This is a genomic window from Desmospora activa DSM 45169 (genome assembly GCF_003046315.1).
GTDB classification, from domain to species: Bacteria; Bacillota; Bacilli; order Thermoactinomycetales; family DSM-45169; genus Desmospora; species Desmospora activa.
The window spans coordinates 2,708,305-2,724,902 of record NZ_PZZP01000001.1 but is presented as its reverse complement, the minus strand read 5'-3'; the positions used below and the strand labels follow the sequence as shown (position 1 = coordinate 2,724,902).

Annotated in this window: 14 protein-coding genes; 5 read left to right on the top strand and 9 right to left on the bottom strand. The window is 50.1% G+C overall.

Features of this window, described 5'->3' with window-relative positions; all coding sequences use genetic code 11:
* Positions 1 to 4: 4 nt before the first annotated feature.
* The 7 genes from C8J48_RS13125 to C8J48_RS13095 form a co-directional block, all read right to left on the bottom strand.
* Entirely contained in the window at positions 5 to 1,561 is a 1,557-nt protein-coding gene (locus C8J48_RS13125; protein WP_146160493.1) for a protein kinase domain-containing protein, read from the bottom strand.
* 101 nt (positions 1,562 to 1,662) lie between these two features.
* The gene (locus C8J48_RS13120; RefSeq protein ID WP_107727481.1) at positions 1,663 to 2,763 is read right to left on the bottom strand and encodes an AI-2E family transporter; all 1,101 of its coding nucleotides are present in this window, start codon (positions 2,761 to 2,763) and stop codon (positions 1,663 to 1,665) included.
* A 167-nt stretch (positions 2,764 to 2,930) separates the two neighbouring features.
* Positions 2,931 to 3,644 carry a hypothetical protein gene (locus C8J48_RS13115; RefSeq protein WP_107727480.1) on the bottom strand — a complete coding sequence of 238 codons (714 nt, stop codon included), beginning with the start codon at positions 3,642 to 3,644 and terminating at the stop codon, positions 2,931 to 2,933.
* A gap of 205 nt (positions 3,645 to 3,849) precedes the next feature.
* Entirely contained in the window at positions 3,850 to 4,344 is a 495-nt protein-coding gene (locus tag C8J48_RS13110) for a DinB family protein (protein ID WP_107727479.1), read from the bottom strand.
* A 78-nt stretch (positions 4,345 to 4,422) separates the two neighbouring features.
* Positions 4,423 to 4,881, bottom strand: coding sequence for a DinB family protein (locus C8J48_RS13105; protein WP_107727478.1), 459 nt, complete (start codon positions 4,879 to 4,881; stop codon positions 4,423 to 4,425).
* A 116-nt stretch (positions 4,882 to 4,997) separates the two neighbouring features.
* Positions 4,998 to 5,972, bottom strand: a complete 975-nt coding sequence (locus C8J48_RS13100) for a helix-turn-helix transcriptional regulator (RefSeq protein ID WP_107727477.1) — start codon at positions 5,970 to 5,972, stop codon at positions 4,998 to 5,000.
* A gap of 195 nt (positions 5,973 to 6,167) precedes the next feature.
* Positions 6,168 to 7,322, bottom strand: a complete 1,155-nt coding sequence (locus C8J48_RS13095; protein ID WP_107727476.1) for a cysteine desulfurase family protein — start codon at positions 7,320 to 7,322, stop codon at positions 6,168 to 6,170.
* Positions 7,323 to 7,492: 170 nt separating this feature from the next.
* Between C8J48_RS13095 and nadB the strand changes: the two genes are divergently transcribed.
* The 5 genes from nadB (at position 7,493) to C8J48_RS13070 (ending at position 12,977) form a co-directional block, all read left to right on the top strand.
* Positions 7,493 to 9,037, top strand: coding sequence for an L-aspartate oxidase (gene nadB, locus C8J48_RS13090; protein WP_107727475.1), 1,545 nt, complete (start codon positions 7,493 to 7,495; stop codon positions 9,035 to 9,037).
* Complete coding sequence (gene nadC / locus C8J48_RS13085) at positions 9,003 to 9,851, top strand: carboxylating nicotinate-nucleotide diphosphorylase (protein WP_107727474.1); 849 nt, start codon at positions 9,003 to 9,005, stop codon at positions 9,849 to 9,851. Before nadB ends, nadC begins: the two co-directional genes overlap by 35 nt.
* Positions 9,848 to 10,951 (top strand): quinolinate synthase NadA, encoded by a 1,104-nt coding sequence (gene nadA / locus C8J48_RS13080; RefSeq protein ID WP_107727473.1) that lies wholly within the window; start codon positions 9,848 to 9,850, stop codon positions 10,949 to 10,951. Before nadC ends, nadA begins: the two co-directional genes overlap by 4 nt.
* 350 nt (positions 10,952 to 11,301) lie before the next feature.
* Positions 11,302 to 12,732, top strand: a complete 1,431-nt coding sequence (locus C8J48_RS13075; protein ID WP_107727472.1) for a multicopper oxidase family protein — start codon at positions 11,302 to 11,304, stop codon at positions 12,730 to 12,732.
* A gap of 38 nt (positions 12,733 to 12,770) precedes the next feature.
* Positions 12,771 to 12,977 carry a DUF5957 family protein gene (locus C8J48_RS13070; RefSeq protein WP_107727471.1) on the top strand — a complete coding sequence of 69 codons (207 nt, stop codon included), beginning with the start codon at positions 12,771 to 12,773 and terminating at the stop codon, positions 12,975 to 12,977.
* 200 nt (positions 12,978 to 13,177) lie between these two features.
* Here the strand turns inward: C8J48_RS13070 and C8J48_RS13065 are convergent, their stop codons facing one another.
* Entirely contained in the window at positions 13,178 to 13,681 is a 504-nt protein-coding gene (locus tag C8J48_RS13065; protein WP_245891151.1) for a GNAT family N-acetyltransferase, read from the bottom strand.
* Between the two features lie 231 nt (positions 13,682 to 13,912).
* On the bottom strand, positions 13,913 to 16,414 hold the full coding sequence (locus C8J48_RS13060) for a golvesin C-terminal-like domain-containing protein (protein ID WP_107727470.1): 2,502 nt from the start codon (positions 16,412 to 16,414) through the stop codon (positions 13,913 to 13,915).
* Positions 16,415 to 16,598 lie beyond the last annotated feature (184 nt).

Genomic DNA, 16,598 nt, shown 5'->3' with positions numbered 1-16,598 from the left:
TAATTTATTCGATTAGTTCCAAGGTATAACTGGCAAAGCCGCTGCGTTTCTGGTCGGCTGATATTTCCCGGTAAAGATCGATTTTGACGAGTCCTTCTCCCTGAGGTAGTTTGGAAATGGCGATATCAAAGGATGTCGCCGAAAATTGCGCCTCGTTTCCGTTGTGGGAGATGGGTTGTTTATCAAGCACCTTGACACTGTTGGTGGGGTCCGTTACATAGACATTGTAGTACACTTGTCCCGGTGGCGATTGGATATCCACATGGACCCGATATTGTCCGTTTGTGCCGCTGGCTTTGAAGTTGCGAAAAACGTCGGTGTTCTGTTTGGAATCGGGGATCTCTTTACGCCATTGATGGCCCTGGGTCGGCGGTTGTTCTTCCTCTTCGTCTCCCTCTTCCGCTTGCTCGGAATCCGATTGCGGGGTTTCGTTTGAGTTTTCCTCTGGTTTTTCCACCGTTTGTTCCGTTGCGGGATCCTCGTCTGCTGCTGTCAGGAAACCGATACCCCATTGCAGGATAAAAAATGAACCGAGAAGCACAACGACTAAGGCAGCCGTCGCTCCCCCCCACCACAGCCACTTTTTTCGTGAAGGGGCAGCATCCGCTACATCCGATTCCTTCTGGTGCGGTGGGTGTGAGGTTTCCGTTGTTTGTTTGGTAGCGGTGTCGTCTGCGGCCTGTGATGGTGACGCGGTGGAGGGTGCAGGATCAATAGGGGCTTCTGTGTCGGTGCTCTCATTGGAGATGTGCACCAAATCCTTCTTCATCTCTTGCGCTGACTGGTAGCGCTCATCGGTGGATTTGGCCATTGCCCGGTGGATGATGCGAGAGAATTCTTCCGGCAAATCGGGATTCCACTGGCGTGGATCGGGTATCGGTTCCTGCAAGTGCTTAAGCGCGATGGCGATCGCTTCTTCTCCCTCAAAAGGCACGCGTCCGGTTACCATCTCAAACAAGACGACTCCCAAGGAATAGAGATCGCTCTGATGGTTGATTCCCTCGCCCCGGGCATGTTCCGGTGAAAAATAATGGACCGAGCCCATGACGGATCCCGTTTGCGTAAGAGTGGAATCCCCGTTTATACGGGAGATCCCGAAATCGCCTATTTTAAATTGGCCATCAGCCGTCGACATGATGTTATGAGGTTTAATATCGCGATGGTAGATTCCTTGTTGGTGGGCGTGGAAAAGCCCGTCACAGATTTGGGTGGCGATAATAGCCGCTTCCTGAGCCGATAACACCCCGGTCAATTGAATCAGTTCATCCAAAGAAGAGCCTTCCATATATTCCATGACGATATAAGGAACCTGGCCTTCTTTTCCTACATCGTAGATATTGATCACATGGGGATGAGACATGCTGGCGACTGCTTTTGCTTCCCGATCAAACCGGCGGACAAAACCATCGTCATGAATCAAGGACTCTTTCATCACTTTGATGGCTACTTGCCGCCTTAGCTGCAGATCCATGCCTAAGTAGACGGTTGACATTCCACCAACGCCCAACCTCCGCAGAAGTTGATAGCGATATCCCAATATATTTCCTTCCAATTGCCTCACCTTTTTCTCTTGATGCCCATCGGTTGGATACCGACCGCCCTACAATTTGGAGGGAAAAATCCCTTCTACAACGAATCGATACCTTTGCTGATAGTGCAAAGTTATTCCAGTACCTCTGTTTCCTCACCGCGTTTGTTGCGCAATTGGATCAGATGGTATGTGTGGCTTACCACCACTTTGAGAACAGCATAGGTGGGAACAGCCAACAATAAACCGAGGAACCCAACAAGGCTACCGGCAACCAGCAATATTGAAATAATGGTTAAGGGATGGATAGCGAGGCGACGGCCCATAACCTGGGGTGAAATCAAGTTGGATTCAATCTGCTGTGCGATTAGAGTAATCAATATCGCCCACAAGGCCATGAGCGGAGAATCGATAAAGGCGACGATAATCGCCGGGATCGTGCCGATGATCGGTCCCAGAAATGGGATGAAATTGGTGAACAACGCGACAAAGGCCAATAATAGCGCGTAATCTAGTCCGATGATGAGGTAACCGATATAGATCAACACACCGACACAGACACTGACGATAATCTGTCCTTGAATATAAGAACTGAGAGCGGTATCCATATCCGATAAAATTTTGCGCCCTTCAGCTCGCTGCGAGGCAGGCAGGAAAAGGATTAGTTTTTTAGGAGCCTTTTCACCCTCTTTCAGCATATAAAACAGGATGAAGGGAACCGTGAGAAAGGCGATAACCACGCTGGCAATCGCCCCGACAAACCCGGCGATGTTGGTGATGAGAGCGGTGATCTCATTGGTTACGTATTGAGTGACTTGATTGGATAATTCCTCTAGGCTGTAATGTTCAAGATACCCTTGCACCCAAGGGTGGCTCTCTAATGCTACCAACTGATCCGTCGCTTCAAGGATTAAAGCCGGCAGATTGTCGATCAGTTTGTTTATCTGTTCCTGCAACGTTGGGCCGACCAACAAGACCAAAAGCGTGATCAAACCGATAAACAGAAGGTAGATTACCAAAATGGAGACGGCTTTGGGTACTTTTTTTCGGTGAAGTAGATTAACCACCGGCCGAAATAGGTAATAAAGCACTCCCGCTACCAAAAAGGGAAAGAATAGTGTTTGAAACATAACAATCACAGGACGGAAAATAAAGTTCACCAGTGAACTCACATAGACAATCAATAAAATCAACAAAATGCCGTAACCCACGCGAAAGACTTTAGACTGGGGCATCGGCTATGACCTCCTCCATCGATATTCCGTTCTATCAACTTGCCCATAATGCCGATTGATCAAACGTTGATAGATTTTTACCATACCGGGAATCAACAAAAAAATCCCGTAAACCTGCGGGTTCACGGGGGTCTATGGATGAGCGCCATCACAGAAGAGAGATCGGATTACTTTTTCTGAAACAACCACTCCAACAGGGTGTCTTTCCGCTCTGGCTTCTCGTGATCATGCTCTTCCTCATCAGATTCATCCCCATCTTGCGATTGTTCTTCGTCCGCGGGATCGGATTTATCCGGTTCGTCATCCCCGTTACCGGGATCCATTTGTTCCGGATCTTCGGAAGCAGGAGGGTTTTCTTTTTGGTCGTCTCCCTCTTCCGGTTGCAGCTGTTCCTCTTCGTTATTGTTGGAGCCGCCTTCCGTTTGGGTATTGCTTACCTCATCTCGATCCGAGGAGTCTTCCGTGGTATCGGATGGGACGGAAGTGACAGCGGGTGTCTGTTTTTGATCGGCTTTCTCGCGGGATTCATCCGACTGGGGGCGGCTCCAGTTTTGTTGTGTATCGGAGGATGTATTTACTGGTATGGTGGTTTGTTGTAAGTCCTGCTCCAGCGTATGTCCGGAATCCTTTGGCTCTTCGGCTGAGGCCGTTTGTTTGTTTTCCTGCGGCTTCACCCGGGATAAGTGGATTCGGGGCTTTTCCGGATGGGATTCATCCCTGGGCTGCTTCTCCGCTGCTGTTAGATCGGGCTTATATCCTTTCGGGGCTTGGGCTATCGGAGGGGTGATAAAGCCCATCAAAACCAGGCTCCCAACAAAGCTGAAAACGGCTGCTTTGCGGATTTGGATCTTTTTACGGTGACTATTCCGCCGTAATTTCATTCTTTCCCTCCTTTCATTAGAAAACTATCACTAGTCTGCATCCAGTACTAGTGTAACAGATAAAAAAAGAGATGTCTGTATGAAGTTCACCGATTTTGCCAAATAAAAAAAGATTTCACGGGAAGTGATTGGATACGTTCTCGCTTGGCATCGCAGACGTGAGAGCGAGATCATATCTAACAATGCTCCATGTCCTCACAAAGGTTTATAATCGATGGATATAATCAGTGGCAACGCCTTTGTGTCCCAGTTGATGTAGCATCGCACTGATATTTCCCCGATGGTAAGTCCCGTGGTTGACGACATGATGGACTAAATCCGCCAGACGAAAATGCTTTGTTCCATATCGGGGATGGGCGGTCGTTACGATTTTTTCCATATCGTGCTGCTGTTCAAAAAAAGCTTGATACTGTGCGGATAACTGGTTAAACATTCCCTCTGCTTCCTCTAATGCCTTCTTTGGCATCGTCTCGCGTAGCCGGTCCGCCTCTGCGCGGATATCTTGAAAAGTGTGCTCCTGCATGGCAGCAAACCAGATGGTATCCACCACATAGATATGAGCGATCACATGTGCGATCGATGGAAAAACACTTTTAATCTCTTGGTGGTAGAGGTTTGGCGGAAGTTGCTTGAGGTGATCCAATACTTGTTTGTTGGCCCATGTGTGATAATCATACATTTGTAAAGCGCGATGTCTCATCAGTGATTCCTCCTGTTTTTTAGGATTATGACTATTATAAAACAACTCCCCTGACAACTACTGTCAGGGGGATTCTACTTAAACAAAAAACGGTAGCTCCTTTACTCCGACCATCCGTGCATATAGCATGAGTTGACCTTTGTGATGGATTTCGTGATCGGTCATTATCGTCAGTATTTTTTTCCTCGGTCCGTGGAAGTTTGGATATGGGGAGTCGTATTGCAACTCCAGTTCTGCGTCTGTCAGCGAGGAGTAAATCGCCTTCGTTTTCTCGGTATAGTCTTGCACAAGCCGAAGCACATCATCCAACGTGTTACAGTCGACGATTTCCGGCATCTTTATTTGCCCTTCACCCGTCTTCACAATCGATACAAACATATAGTTCGACGCGGCCACATGTTGGGCAAGCTCCCCCAGTTCCATCGCACCGTCCCAGGGTTTGTAGTGGAGATACTCGTTTGGAATCGCTTTAAGCAGTTCTTCCAATGCATGGCGATGCCTATACCAATGATTCACCATCTGATCAACTTGTCCCATTGTCTTCCCTCCGTATCGTTGTTCTAAAGCTGTATCGGTTGATTCAAGAGCTACGCTGACTCCATAATCCCTTCCCCTCCATCCTAATGATAAAACAACTTCCCTGTCAGATGTCGTCAGGGAAGTTGGGAAAGGGAATAGTGTTGAGCCAGTTCTTTCACCAGCTCACCAATTTTATCTTTTAATACTGCGGGCTCCAAGATGTGAATACTTGCCCCATATGTGATCAGCAGTCGGGGCAAATACTCCAAAACCGTATCTTCTTCCATCATAAAATGGATCTGTTCATCCCTTCGCTCCACTAGATAATGCCGCAAATACCAATGTTCAGCGAGACGGTCAAGACTCTTCTCTTTCCCCGCAATCTGCACCAAGATTGTCGGTTCCTCCGTGATTTGAAATGAGTTAAACCGATTAAGCAAATAATCGCGGATGGAAAAATCACTTGGTCGTTCAAATGTATCACCAGTCGGTGAAAAATGATGGATGCGATCGACCCGAAACGTCCGCAGATCCTGCCGCAGGTGACAAAATCCCACGATATACCACCGATCGAAACGGTAAGCCAATCCATATGGGTCGATTTTTCTCTCTACGGGATTATCCGCTTTCTTTTTCGTATACGCGATGAGAATCGTCTCGGCGTTTGCCACAGCCTGTTCCAATTGCTGTAATAGAGGCTCCATTGCGTGCCCACGTGCTGGTGCGATTACGTCAAACCCTTCAGTATGACGTTTTAAATAATCCATCTGTTCCTCGTTCAGATGGAACTGAATTTTTTCCAGTGCGGACGCTAAATGGTCGCTAAAGGGATAGCCCGCTCCTTTCGCAAACAAGGCAGCATGAACCATCGCTTTTAGTTCAGTGGAAGCGAAGAACAACGGTGTTTCCAAAAAATTTTCCTGCAAATAGTAGCCACCATCATGTCCCGACTCCGCTATAATCGGGACGCCGCTGGCACATAGCGCATCGATATAGCGATAAACTGTGCGCACGCTGATTTCCAGTGTCTCCGCGATTTGCATCGCCGTTATGCGCTTACGTGCTTTTAACAGCCACAAAATAGCCAATAGATTGTCCCATTTTGCCATAGCTACACATCCATCAACAGAGCCGATTTTCGATTCCGTATTTCCAATTTTATCATACTTGAACACCAGGCATGTTGATTTGATGTTCAGTTGCCGGAGGCGGTCCCGTTTTCCGGGTGCTACACCGAAAATCGTTCCGCTCTTTCCGTTATTACAAAGTAGGCCTTTCCCAATTTCCGTCTCTAGCTCATCCCATCATTCACCCGGTACGAGAGAGCGAAGGTAGCCGATCACTTCCTCTAAACATTTCACCAATCGGTCCACATCTTCCAACTGAGTCTCCCAGCCCAATGTGATCCGTAAGCTTTGGTATGCTTCTTCCGCACTTCGACCCATGGCGGAGAGAACATGGGAGGGAGCGTGTTTGCCGGCGCTACAGGCTGAGCCGCTGGAAACGGCGATTCCGTAACGATTCAGCTCCAACATCACCGCTTGTCCCTCCACCCGGTCAAAGCTGATATTCAGGTTATGAGGGAGGCGTTGTTGTGGATGACCGTTGAGGGTGACTCCGCCAATTTCAGTCTGAATACGGTTCCACAAATGGTTGCGAAGCTGTTCCAATCGCTTCCTTATCGATTCCACTTCCGCTACAGCTAATTGGAGGGCGACACTTAATCCGACGATACCGGCTGTGTTTAGAGTGCCAGGGCGCAATCCCCGTTCCTGTCCGCCACCATACAGAAGCGGGGTTAAACGCACACCTTTACGCACATACAGAAGACCGGTTCCTTTGGGGCCGTTGATCTTGTGCCCCCCGACGGAAAGGAGATCCACTCCCCAGTCATCGACGGTAAACGGAATCTTCCCCACAGCCTGCACGGCGTCAGTGTGAAAGAGGATATTGCGAGCGCGTAACAACTGGCCGATGGCGGCAATGGGCTGGATGGTGCCTACTTCATTGTTGGCCGCCATCACCGATACTAGAATGGTGTCGGGGGTTAAAGCGGATTCCACTTGCTTCGGGGTGATCAACCCGTGTCGATCCACCGGCAAAACCGTCACCGAAAAGCCTTCTGCTTCCAATGAGTGGCATGTTTGCAAGACGGAGGGGTGCTCAATCGCAGTGGTGACAATATGGCGTCCACGATTGCGCAGATAACGGGCGGCACCCAGGATGGCCAAATTATTGGACTCGGTTCCACCACTGGTAAAGATAATCTCGCGGGAGGAGGCGCCGAGGGATTGGGCCGCCAAACGGCGAGCAGCGTTTACTCGATCCGCTGCTTTTTGCCCATCGTCATGGAGACTACCTGGATTGGCAAATGTCTCCTCCCATGTGTTCGCCATGATGGTACGCACCTCGTCACGCAGCGGGGTTGTGGCCCCGTGATCAAAGTAGAGGGGGTTCATATGATCACGCCTTTGTGAAATATTGACCTCATTATACCGTATTGATGCACTTTCCGGCATTGTTTGTGAAAAAATGCTCAGATGAAAATTGAAAACGGTTGACAAATCAGCTGATATTGCGAAAATAGTAGTACTATGGTTGTTACAAATTTGTGAAAGGAATCACAAACATGAGGCAGGCTGATTTTATCGTCGTTGGATCGGGGATTGCCGGTTTGCTTACAGCCTGGGAACTGGCTCGTCACGGTGAGGTGCTGGTACTGACCAAAAACCGTGCCGCTGCAGGTAACACCGCTCGTGCCCAAGGCGGGATTGCGGCTGCGGTGGGAGAAGATGACACAATCGATCTGCATCGCCGGGATACCATTCGCGCCGGGGCAGGTCTCTGTGTGGAGGAAGCAGTTGATATCCTGGTGGGGGGAGGAAAGGAAGCGATCTCCCGCTTGGCACAGTTGGGAACTCCCTTTGACCGAGGGGATCATGGTTGGGCGTTGACACGGGAAGGGTCCCACTCGGTTTCCCGCATTTTACATGCCTACGGTGACGCGACCGGGGCGGCGATCGTGGAGACATTGCTAGCGCGCGTATCGGAACATCCTGACATCCACCTGTGTGATTATGTTTCGGTGTTGGATTTAGTGATTCATAAGGGGAAATGTACCGGGGTTTGGGTACAGGATCAGGATCGTGATCCCCAAATGATACAAGCTCGTGCGGTTGTGTTGGCGACGGGGGGATGTGGACAGATCTTCCGCTTTACCACCAATGATCCGGTGGTGACGGGAGACGGACTGGCAATGGCGTATCGGGCGGATGCACGATTGACGGATATGGAGATGGTCCAATTTCATCCGACGGCGCTGGCGGTGGAACAAAATCCGATGGTGCTGATCTCGGAAGCGGTGCGGGGAGAAGGGGCACGCTTGATCAACGACCGTGGCGAAACCTTTATGGATGCGATTCATCCGTGGAAGGATTTGGCTCCGCGGGATATTGTCTCCCGTGCAATCGATGGCGAAATGCGTGCGGGACGGCGCGTCTATCTGGATGCCCGTCGGATCGACGATTTTGGTCAACGCTTTCCCACGATTGATCGCCTCTGCCGTACCCATGGCGTCGATCCGAGCAGGGGACTGATTCCAGTGGTGCCGGCAGCTCACTTTTTGATGGGAGGCGTAGTGGTTGATACCTGGGGACGTACCACGATTCCCCATCTGTTTGCCGTCGGCGAAACGGCGTGTACTGGTGTCCATGGTGCCAATCGCTTAGCCAGCAATTCTTTGTTGGAAGGGGCAGTGTTTGCCCGACGTACGGCGGAGAAAGCAGCTCTTTTGCCATGTGTGAAAATAGAGAAAGAAGAACGTGTCATTCCATCTATGTGCGTCAATGAACAAGAATCGGCATCCCGTAAACAGCATCTTCGCCATATTTTGTGGGAGCATGCCGGTATTATTCGAGAGGAAAAACGCTTAATTTCAGGAATGAAGGCGCTTACCCGTTTGAAAGAGGAAACACCGGCATCCGATTGGGAGTGCCACAATATGATCACAGTCTCACAACTGGTACTACAAGCCGCTTTATGGCGAAAAGAGAGTCGGGGTGGTCATTTTCGCTCTGATTATCCCACAGTCAAGCCAGAGTGGGCGAAAAAAAGGAGCAGCAGCCAAAGGGGGAAGCCGGATGAATCGGTTACATTTGCAGCAATTGGTACGTGAAGCATTAAACGAGGATATCGGATACGGTGATTGGACTTCGGAGGTGTTGATTCCGGCATCCCATATCAGTCAGGCGCGGTTGATCGCTAAAGAGGAAGGCGTGGTTGCCGGGCTGGAAGTGGCGAGGGAAGTTTTTGCTCAATGGGATCCGCAGTTGACTTTTAACCCTGTGGTAAGGGATGGAGCGCCGGTAGCACCGGGTGAGGTTTTGGTTCAATTGGAAGGCAGCACCCGCTCCATTTTGACGGCGGAACGGGTAGCGCTCAATTTATTGCAGCGGATGTCGGGGATTGCTACAGTGACTCAGCGTGTCGTCCGTTCGTTGGCAGGGCTGCCTTGTCGCGTATTGGATACCCGTAAAACAACACCCGGTTTACGCATGTTGGAAAAATGGGCGGTTCAGATCGGTGGCGGTACCAACCACCGTTTTGGCCTTAGTCATGGGGTGATGATCAAGGATAACCATATCGTCGCTGCCGGTGGATTGCGGGAAGCGGTGGAGTGCGTGCGGCAACGGGTGGGCCATATGGTACAGGTGGAAGTGGAGGCAGACACATTGGAACAGGTGCGGGAAGCGGTGGAGCTGGATATCGATGCACTGTTGCTGGACAATATGGACCTTTCCACCTTGCGAGAGGCGGTGCAGTTGGCGCAAGGAAAAGCGTGGACCGAGGCTTCCGGTGGGATTACACCGGAAAATGCGCGCGCAGTCGCAGAGACCGGCGTTGATGCCATTTCCCTGGGCTGGTTGACCCATTCTGCCCCCGCTTTGGATATCAGCTTGGATTTGATCAACAAGGAGGGATCATCATGACAATCTTATCCCCATTTGTGGATACGGTTTTACCGGAACACTATCGCAACTTGGCCGATGCGGAGTATGACGAACGCATCCATGCGGCTAAAACCCGTTTGGGTAAAGATCTGGTGATTATGGGCCATCACTACCAACGGGATGATGTGATTCGCTTTGCCGATTTTACCGGCGATTCTCTGGAGTTGGCTCGGATCGCGCAACAGCAACAACAGGCGAAGGCGATCGTTTTCTGCGGGGTTCATTTTATGGCGGAGTCGGCGGATATCTTGACCCGAAATGATCAGATCGTCATCCTACCTGATATGAAAGCAGGCTGTTCCATGGCGGATATGGCGGATCTAGAGGAGTTAGAAGAGGCGTGGGAAGTGATGCAGCGGGAACTGGGGGATACCGTGCTGCCGGTTACCTATGTTAATTCTACTGCCGCCATTAAATCCTTTGTCGGTCGTCATGGCGGCACCACCTGTACTTCTACCAACGCCAAAGGGGTGCTGGAGTGGGCATTCCAACAAAAAAAGCGGATTCTGTTCCTGCCGGATCAGCATCTGGGCCGCAATACCGCTTATGCCATGGGCATTCCGTTGGAACAGATGGCGGTCTGGAACCAAGTGCAGGGCGAATGGGAAGAAGTAAAAGGACCACAAGATGATTGGCGTGTTTTGCTGTGGAAAGGCCATTGCTCCGTCCACACCAAATTTACCGTGGACCAGATCGAGCGTGTACGCCAGCGGGACCCGGAAACAAAAGTGATCGTCCATCCCGAATGCACCTTTGATGTGGTGCAAGCTTCCGACCTCAACGGCTCCACCAGCTATATTATTAAGCAGATTGAGCAAGCCCCTCCCGGCAGCAAATGGGCGATCGGAACCGAGGTTAACCTGGTGCAGCGATTGGCCAACCAACATCCGCAGCAGCATATCCAACTGCTGAGCCAGACGATGTGCCCTTGTCTCACCATGAACCGCATCGACCGCCCACATCTGTTGTGGGCGTTGGAAAGCCTGGTAGAAGGAAATATCGTCAACCAGGTGTCTGTAGACACAGACACGGCTCACTGGTCCCGGACGGCATTGGATCGAATGCTAGCGATTCAGTGAGCGTATACGATCCAAGGTCAAAAATAAAACCCTACAGCTAACCGACGTTGCGGTTGGATGTAGGGTTTTTTCCGTGTGAGACTCAACTAAGAAGAATGAGCTCTCATTCCGAAGGGGCAGCTTAATCAACCATGAAATTTAAGGGGAGGTGCTGAGTGGAACGGACTTTCATCCTTGTACGGAAAGCCCTGAGCGTTGTGTGTGGAAAGAGGAAATGGCACGTTAAAGGGACCCTCGGTTGGGCGATTCAATTTCATCCAACCCGTAACTGATCGTCAAAAGTTCACAACATCATGTTGTTAGGATGAACTCAATCGTTGCCACCTCAACACGAGGGAAGGAGATTGAGAATGATTAAGCAGAGCAAAACGATCAGCATGCTGTTGCTCTTGTTGTTGATGAGTCTATTGGCGACAGCCTGTGGATTCCATAGTGGATACCAAAGCGGTAAATATCCCGAAGAGATCAATATGGCAGAACACGGTACACACCATCACGAAAATGGGGGAGGAGACGGCGTCTCTTGTGCAGATATAACTGAAGCCCCCTCAGACGCTCCCGTCAAAAGGTTTACGCTTACGGCGGCTAAAACAACGATCACACTAAATAACGGCAAAACGGTGGAAGCCTGGACCTACAACGGCTCCACTCCCGGACCAGAATTGCGTGTCAAGGAAGGTGATCGGGTCATAGTCACCTTGGCAAATAAAAATGTAGAAAAGGGAGTATCCATCCATTGGCACGGTGTCGTTCTCCCTTGTTCACAGGACGGGGTCCCTGGTGTGACACAAGATGCGGTATGGCCGGGGAAATCCTTTACGTATGAATTTATCGCCAGACATCCAGGAACCTATTGGTATCACTCCCATCAACAAAGCTCAGAGCAGGCGGGGCGCGGATTGATCGGGCGACTGATCGTGGAGCCGAAGAAGGAAACCTTCCGCTATGACCGCGATTATGCCGTTACGTTACAGAAGCTAAATGATAAGCATACCCTTACCAATGGCCAAGTAGACGGCTTAAAGCTGGATGCCAAGCCGGGGGATGCCGTCCGCCTTCGTATCATTAATGCTGACAACGAAGTCCAGTGGATGGGTGTAGCCGGAGCCGATTTTCAGGTTATCTCCATCGATGGGCAGGACTTAAACGGCCCAGATGTGATCCGGCAGCAATGGATTCCGATCGGTGGAGGCCAACGGTATGATGTGCTTTTTACCATGCCTAAAAACGGACAGGTTCAGATCTACAGCAAGGAACAGCCAAAATTAAATCTATCCCTTGGGCATGGGTCAGCACCGGAGAGGCTGAACAAGAATGCGAAGGAGTTCGATTTCACTACCTATGGCACCCCAAAGGAAGACGGAATCACACCAGATATGAAGTTTGATCGCACCTATCAACTCACCCTTGGACTCCTCGATATTAACGGTAAACAGTTTCATGACATCCCACCCTTAATCGTGAAGGAGGGGGAGTGGATCAAGATCCGATTTGATCATAAATTTGGCGGGCCGCATCCGATGCACCTTCATGGTCATCTATTTAAGGTGTTAACGAAAAACGGAAAGCCTTTGTCCGGAAGCCCCATTTATGCCGATAGTATTCTGTTGTTTCGCGGGGATGTTTATGAAATCGCCTTTGAGGCCAATAATCCGGGTTTATGGATGGAGCACTGCCATAATTTGGGCCATGCAGCCAACGGCATGTCAATGATGGTCAATTATGAAGGAGTCACTACTCCTTATCGGGTTGGAACAAAATCGGGCAATCTACCGGATTAACAATGAAAAGTATTGTCCCAAGGAGGGGAGGGAATCATATGAAAAAGGCTATTGTAATCGCATTGGGCCTGATCGGAGGCTTGATTGGCGGATTTATCGCCGGTATTGTCCTGTCCGAAATGATCGCCATGATCGGTCTGCAACTATTTGATCGTCCCATCTGGCTGAGGTGGCTTCGCTTTCTTCCGTTTATTTCTGCTCTGGTGGGTGCCGTTGCGGTACCCGTGGTTTTAAGGCGTATATGAAAGGTTAGCCGCACTCAGGCAGACGCCCTAGAGGAAGTGTGCCAAAGTAGAGCATATTTCAGCAGTTCGATAGGGAAAGTGTTCTAGTAAAGCCAACGTGGTGATGGGCGATGGATAAACAACGCGGGGAATAACAAATCCCCGCTGATTGGATTTCACCGAATGCAAGGGAGTTATCAATGATTGCGCATTGATTCTGCTCAGTAGTCTTTATGGACAGCATAAACCAATACTTGTTTATTCCACTTCGTCACTTCTTTTTCCAGAACCATGCCGATTTTCTCTGCAACCCGTCTACTCGCTAAATTCAAGGGATCAGGAAGAGAGATTAGCCGGTTTCGGTTTAGTTCATGGAAACCGTATTCACGGCAAGCGAGGGCACCTTCAGTCGCGAACCTTTTTCCCCAGAACTTTCTCACAAACAAATAACCAATCTCAATTTCAATCACTTGCTCAACCTCTTGAGGGGTTAGCCCCACTTGCCCGAGAAACTCACCACTCTTTTTATCAATCGCCGCCCAAAGACCATAACCATTGTTTGCGTATAAGTTTAAATTCCATTGAATCCAACTTTTCGTCTCAGCCACGTCTTTTGTAGAAGGGTAGTGTTCCATTGCGATTGGATCACGAAAAATAAGTAATAAATTATCCACATCATCCATCGTTAACTGTCGCAAGATCATTCTCTTGGTTTCCAGGATCAATGCGATCGTCTCCTTTCACTTAATAACGAACCCTTTTCGATTTTAATTATGAAAAATCCTATAACTAAACGATGTAAGGTTGATATCCTCAAATCAATCTGGTTGGACATTTTTGGTGGGAAGGTAAAAAGTTTTAACCTTCGGTGTGGCTTAGATAGCGGTAATAAACCTCCTCTATTCAAAAACGAAAAGAGGAGGTTTCGTATTTAGGGCGCTAATATCTCTATTTTACTATTGCCCGACCGGCTCCACCAAGATGGCGTCGGCGACGACGAGGCCGCTGGCATCGTCTGAGAGCATGACTTGGTTGGTTCCGCCTTTTTCAAAGGTGTAGGTGCCCAATTCCACCCAGACACCGTTATTCTCCTGTTGATTGATGCGGACCATCTTTTCCCCGTCGCGGTGGCGGACGGTATATGGCGCATCGGTGGCGCGGTTGGTGTAGGGTTGAAAACGGGTGTAGATCTTATAGGTGCCGGAGGTGGGGATATCCAGATTCCAGGTGAAGGTGTCTTCTCCGGTTCCCTTGTGGTTATAGATGTAATCCGAACCATAGTAGGTTTTGATCGCAGTGGAACTAACCCAGTTGTCACCGGTGGCGGTGTTGCCGGCGTCATCGTTGTCGCTAATGGTCATATTGGGTACCCACTCAAAGCGGACAGCATCGGCAATGACGTAACCGTCAGCATTATCCGTCAAGCGGACGCGGCCTTCTTGCCCCGCTTGAAAGGGGAAGACGCCTACTTCTACCCAGCGGCCGCCGTTTTGTTTTTGGTTGATGCGCTGGGTATAGCTGCCGCCGTCATAGGTGACGGTAAAAGGAGCGTTTGTTGCCCGGTCGGAACCGGATGGATACCAAGTGGAAATACGATAGACACCGGTTTTGCCGGGGGTGAACTTCCAGGTGAAAGTGTTGGCTCCGCTACCGGCGCTGCGGGTGCGGTAATTGGTCCCCCAGTATCCCTGCACATTGCTGGAAGTGTTCCAGGTGCCGGTGATGGCAGTGGCTCCCTGATCGGCGTTGTCGATGACCCTTTCCGTCAGTGGCGGGGCTTCCGCCGTCAACTTCAGCCGCACAGCGTCGGCGATTATATAGCCGTTGGCATCGTCGGATTGGATGATTTTATTGGCGCCGCTGTCAAAGGAGTAAGAGCCGATGGAAACCCATTTGCCGCCGTTGCTCTGTTGGTTCACCCTTTTGGTCACGGCTCCGGTTTTGGCGTGAACCGTGTAAGGAGCATTGGTGGCTCGATCAAAGGCGGCGGTGTAATGGACAAAGACTTCATATGTTCCCGCTGTGGGCAGTTGGAAGTTCCAGGTAAAGGTGTTGGCCCCGCTTCCTTTGGTACGGGTTTGGTAGTTGGAGCCGTAGTATCCTTGCACATTGGTCGATTGGTTCCAGGTGCCTACCGTGCGATTGGCGCTATCCAGGTTGTCAACGGTTACCTCTCCATTGGCGGCATCCATTTTGGCTTTCACATCGTTGCGGATATTGGGCAGATCCGCGTGTACATAGGTGCCGGGGCATGCGGTGCTGTGTCGGGGAAAGTCTTTATGCCCCTGTAGCGTTGGCACATCGCGGTCGACTCTGGGTACGTTGGGGTCATTGTACTCATAGTTGCGGACAAAATCTTTTTTGCCCAAGGGATCGATCTTGTGCAAATCGGCTTGATATACGAGTAAATCGATCAAAGATTTGCGCATGGCGGCGGGAAGTTTCTTTTCACTGTAGTTTCCCATGAGGGAGACACCAAAGCTACCATAGTTAAATGAGTAGGCATGGGCAGCGACCACACCAGGAGTGAGCACTTCGCTGTCTTTTCCTTTCCGTCCTTCATAGATGCGGCCGTCACTGCCGATGATGGCATTGTAACCGATATCTCCCCAGCCTCGGGTTTTGGCGTGATAGTAGTAAATGGAACGCATACGCGCTTCCGGGTTGGGGTCATCATTGGGGGTATCGGTGTGATGGACGGCAAGGTGAGTCACACTGGTAGCGTATTGTCGCGGCCAATCTTCGCTGCCGTCCGGGAGATAGCGCAGCGATTCATCCGCTCCCCACTGTGCGCGACTGACGATGGCGGGTCGATTGACGGCAGCGATCGCCTTTTCGCTCAAGAGGGAGGCCAAGGAGACGGTGTCTGCGGATGCCGTCGACTTCCCGTCGGTCGAGTTGAGGAACACAACGGTCACATCTTGTAACGTATCCGCGTCTTTAGCGGAATCGAGCACCGCTTTGTACTGTAAATATTGATGATAATCGACTGTGATCAGGTTGGAGTAGAAGCGCTCTGTCTCTAGATGATCCGGTCCTTCCAGCGGATCAACATCGACCGATTGCCAGGGAGTCCACTCCTGCTTGTCCGCTGATGTGCGTACATAAAAGCGGATTCGCTCCTGCTCCTTCAATAAGTGGACCGGACCCTTTCCTTCGTTCCAATGGATGACGGCATCGGTAAAGGGAAACTCTGCCGTGATGACAGGGGACTGATACTCACCCAATTTCTCCTCGTTTTTTACCGTTATCTCCGCTTTTTTTCCGCGAGGTTTTACCTCCAGATTGGATTTCTTCCCTTTTTCAAAATGGGTCGAAGTTTGATGGTAAACCTCATCCGCCATTACTTCGATTGAGGAAGGTTGCGCCCAGGAAGCTGGAATAACGGGAGACAATAGCAACAACAACAGCAAGACAAAGAAACTGATTACAAGGGTGATACGAGAAGAAATACACATCAATACTCGATCCTCTCTGTTAATGTGTAAACAGCTTTCAAATAATCATTCGTAAACCAGTCTCTTTTTGTGTCCCTTTTGGCAATAATTTTTAGAAAATTACCGAAGAGGTTAATAGTTCTTTGGTATGATGTCGCTTTTGGTCCAACGGTGTATTTTATGGGCGGAAAGGGTTTAAATGGGG

Excerpts from the sequence above, each read along its gene's own strand:
- C8J48_RS13120 (WP_107727481.1), bottom strand. The coding sequence starts at position 2,763 with ATGCCCCAGTCTAAAGTCTTTCGCGTGGGTTACGGCATTTTGTTGATT.
- C8J48_RS13115 (WP_107727480.1), bottom strand. The coding sequence starts at position 3,644 with ATGAAATTACGGCGGAATAGTCACCGTAAAAAGATCCAAATCCGCAAA.
- C8J48_RS13110 (WP_107727479.1), bottom strand. The coding sequence starts at position 4,344 with ATGAGACATCGCGCTTTACAAATGTATGATTATCACACATGGGCCAAC.
- C8J48_RS13105 (WP_107727478.1), bottom strand. The coding sequence starts at position 4,881 with ATGGGACAAGTTGATCAGATGGTGAATCATTGGTATAGGCATCGCCAT.
- C8J48_RS13100 (WP_107727477.1), bottom strand. The coding sequence starts at position 5,972 with ATGGCAAAATGGGACAATCTATTGGCTATTTTGTGGCTGTTAAAAGCA.
- C8J48_RS13095 (WP_107727476.1), bottom strand. The coding sequence starts at position 7,322 with ATGAACCCCCTCTACTTTGATCACGGGGCCACAACCCCGCTGCGTGAC.
- nadB (WP_107727475.1), top strand. The coding sequence starts at position 7,493 with ATGAGGCAGGCTGATTTTATCGTCGTTGGATCGGGGATTGCCGGTTTG.
- nadC (WP_107727474.1), top strand. The coding sequence starts at position 9,003 with ATGAATCGGTTACATTTGCAGCAATTGGTACGTGAAGCATTAAACGAG.
- nadA (WP_107727473.1), top strand. The coding sequence starts at position 9,848 with ATGACAATCTTATCCCCATTTGTGGATACGGTTTTACCGGAACACTAT.
- C8J48_RS13075 (WP_107727472.1), top strand. The coding sequence starts at position 11,302 with ATGATTAAGCAGAGCAAAACGATCAGCATGCTGTTGCTCTTGTTGTTG.
- C8J48_RS13070 (WP_107727471.1), top strand. The coding sequence starts at position 12,771 with ATGAAAAAGGCTATTGTAATCGCATTGGGCCTGATCGGAGGCTTGATT.
- C8J48_RS13060 (WP_107727470.1), bottom strand. The coding sequence starts at position 16,414 with ATGTGTATTTCTTCTCGTATCACCCTTGTAATCAGTTTCTTTGTCTTG.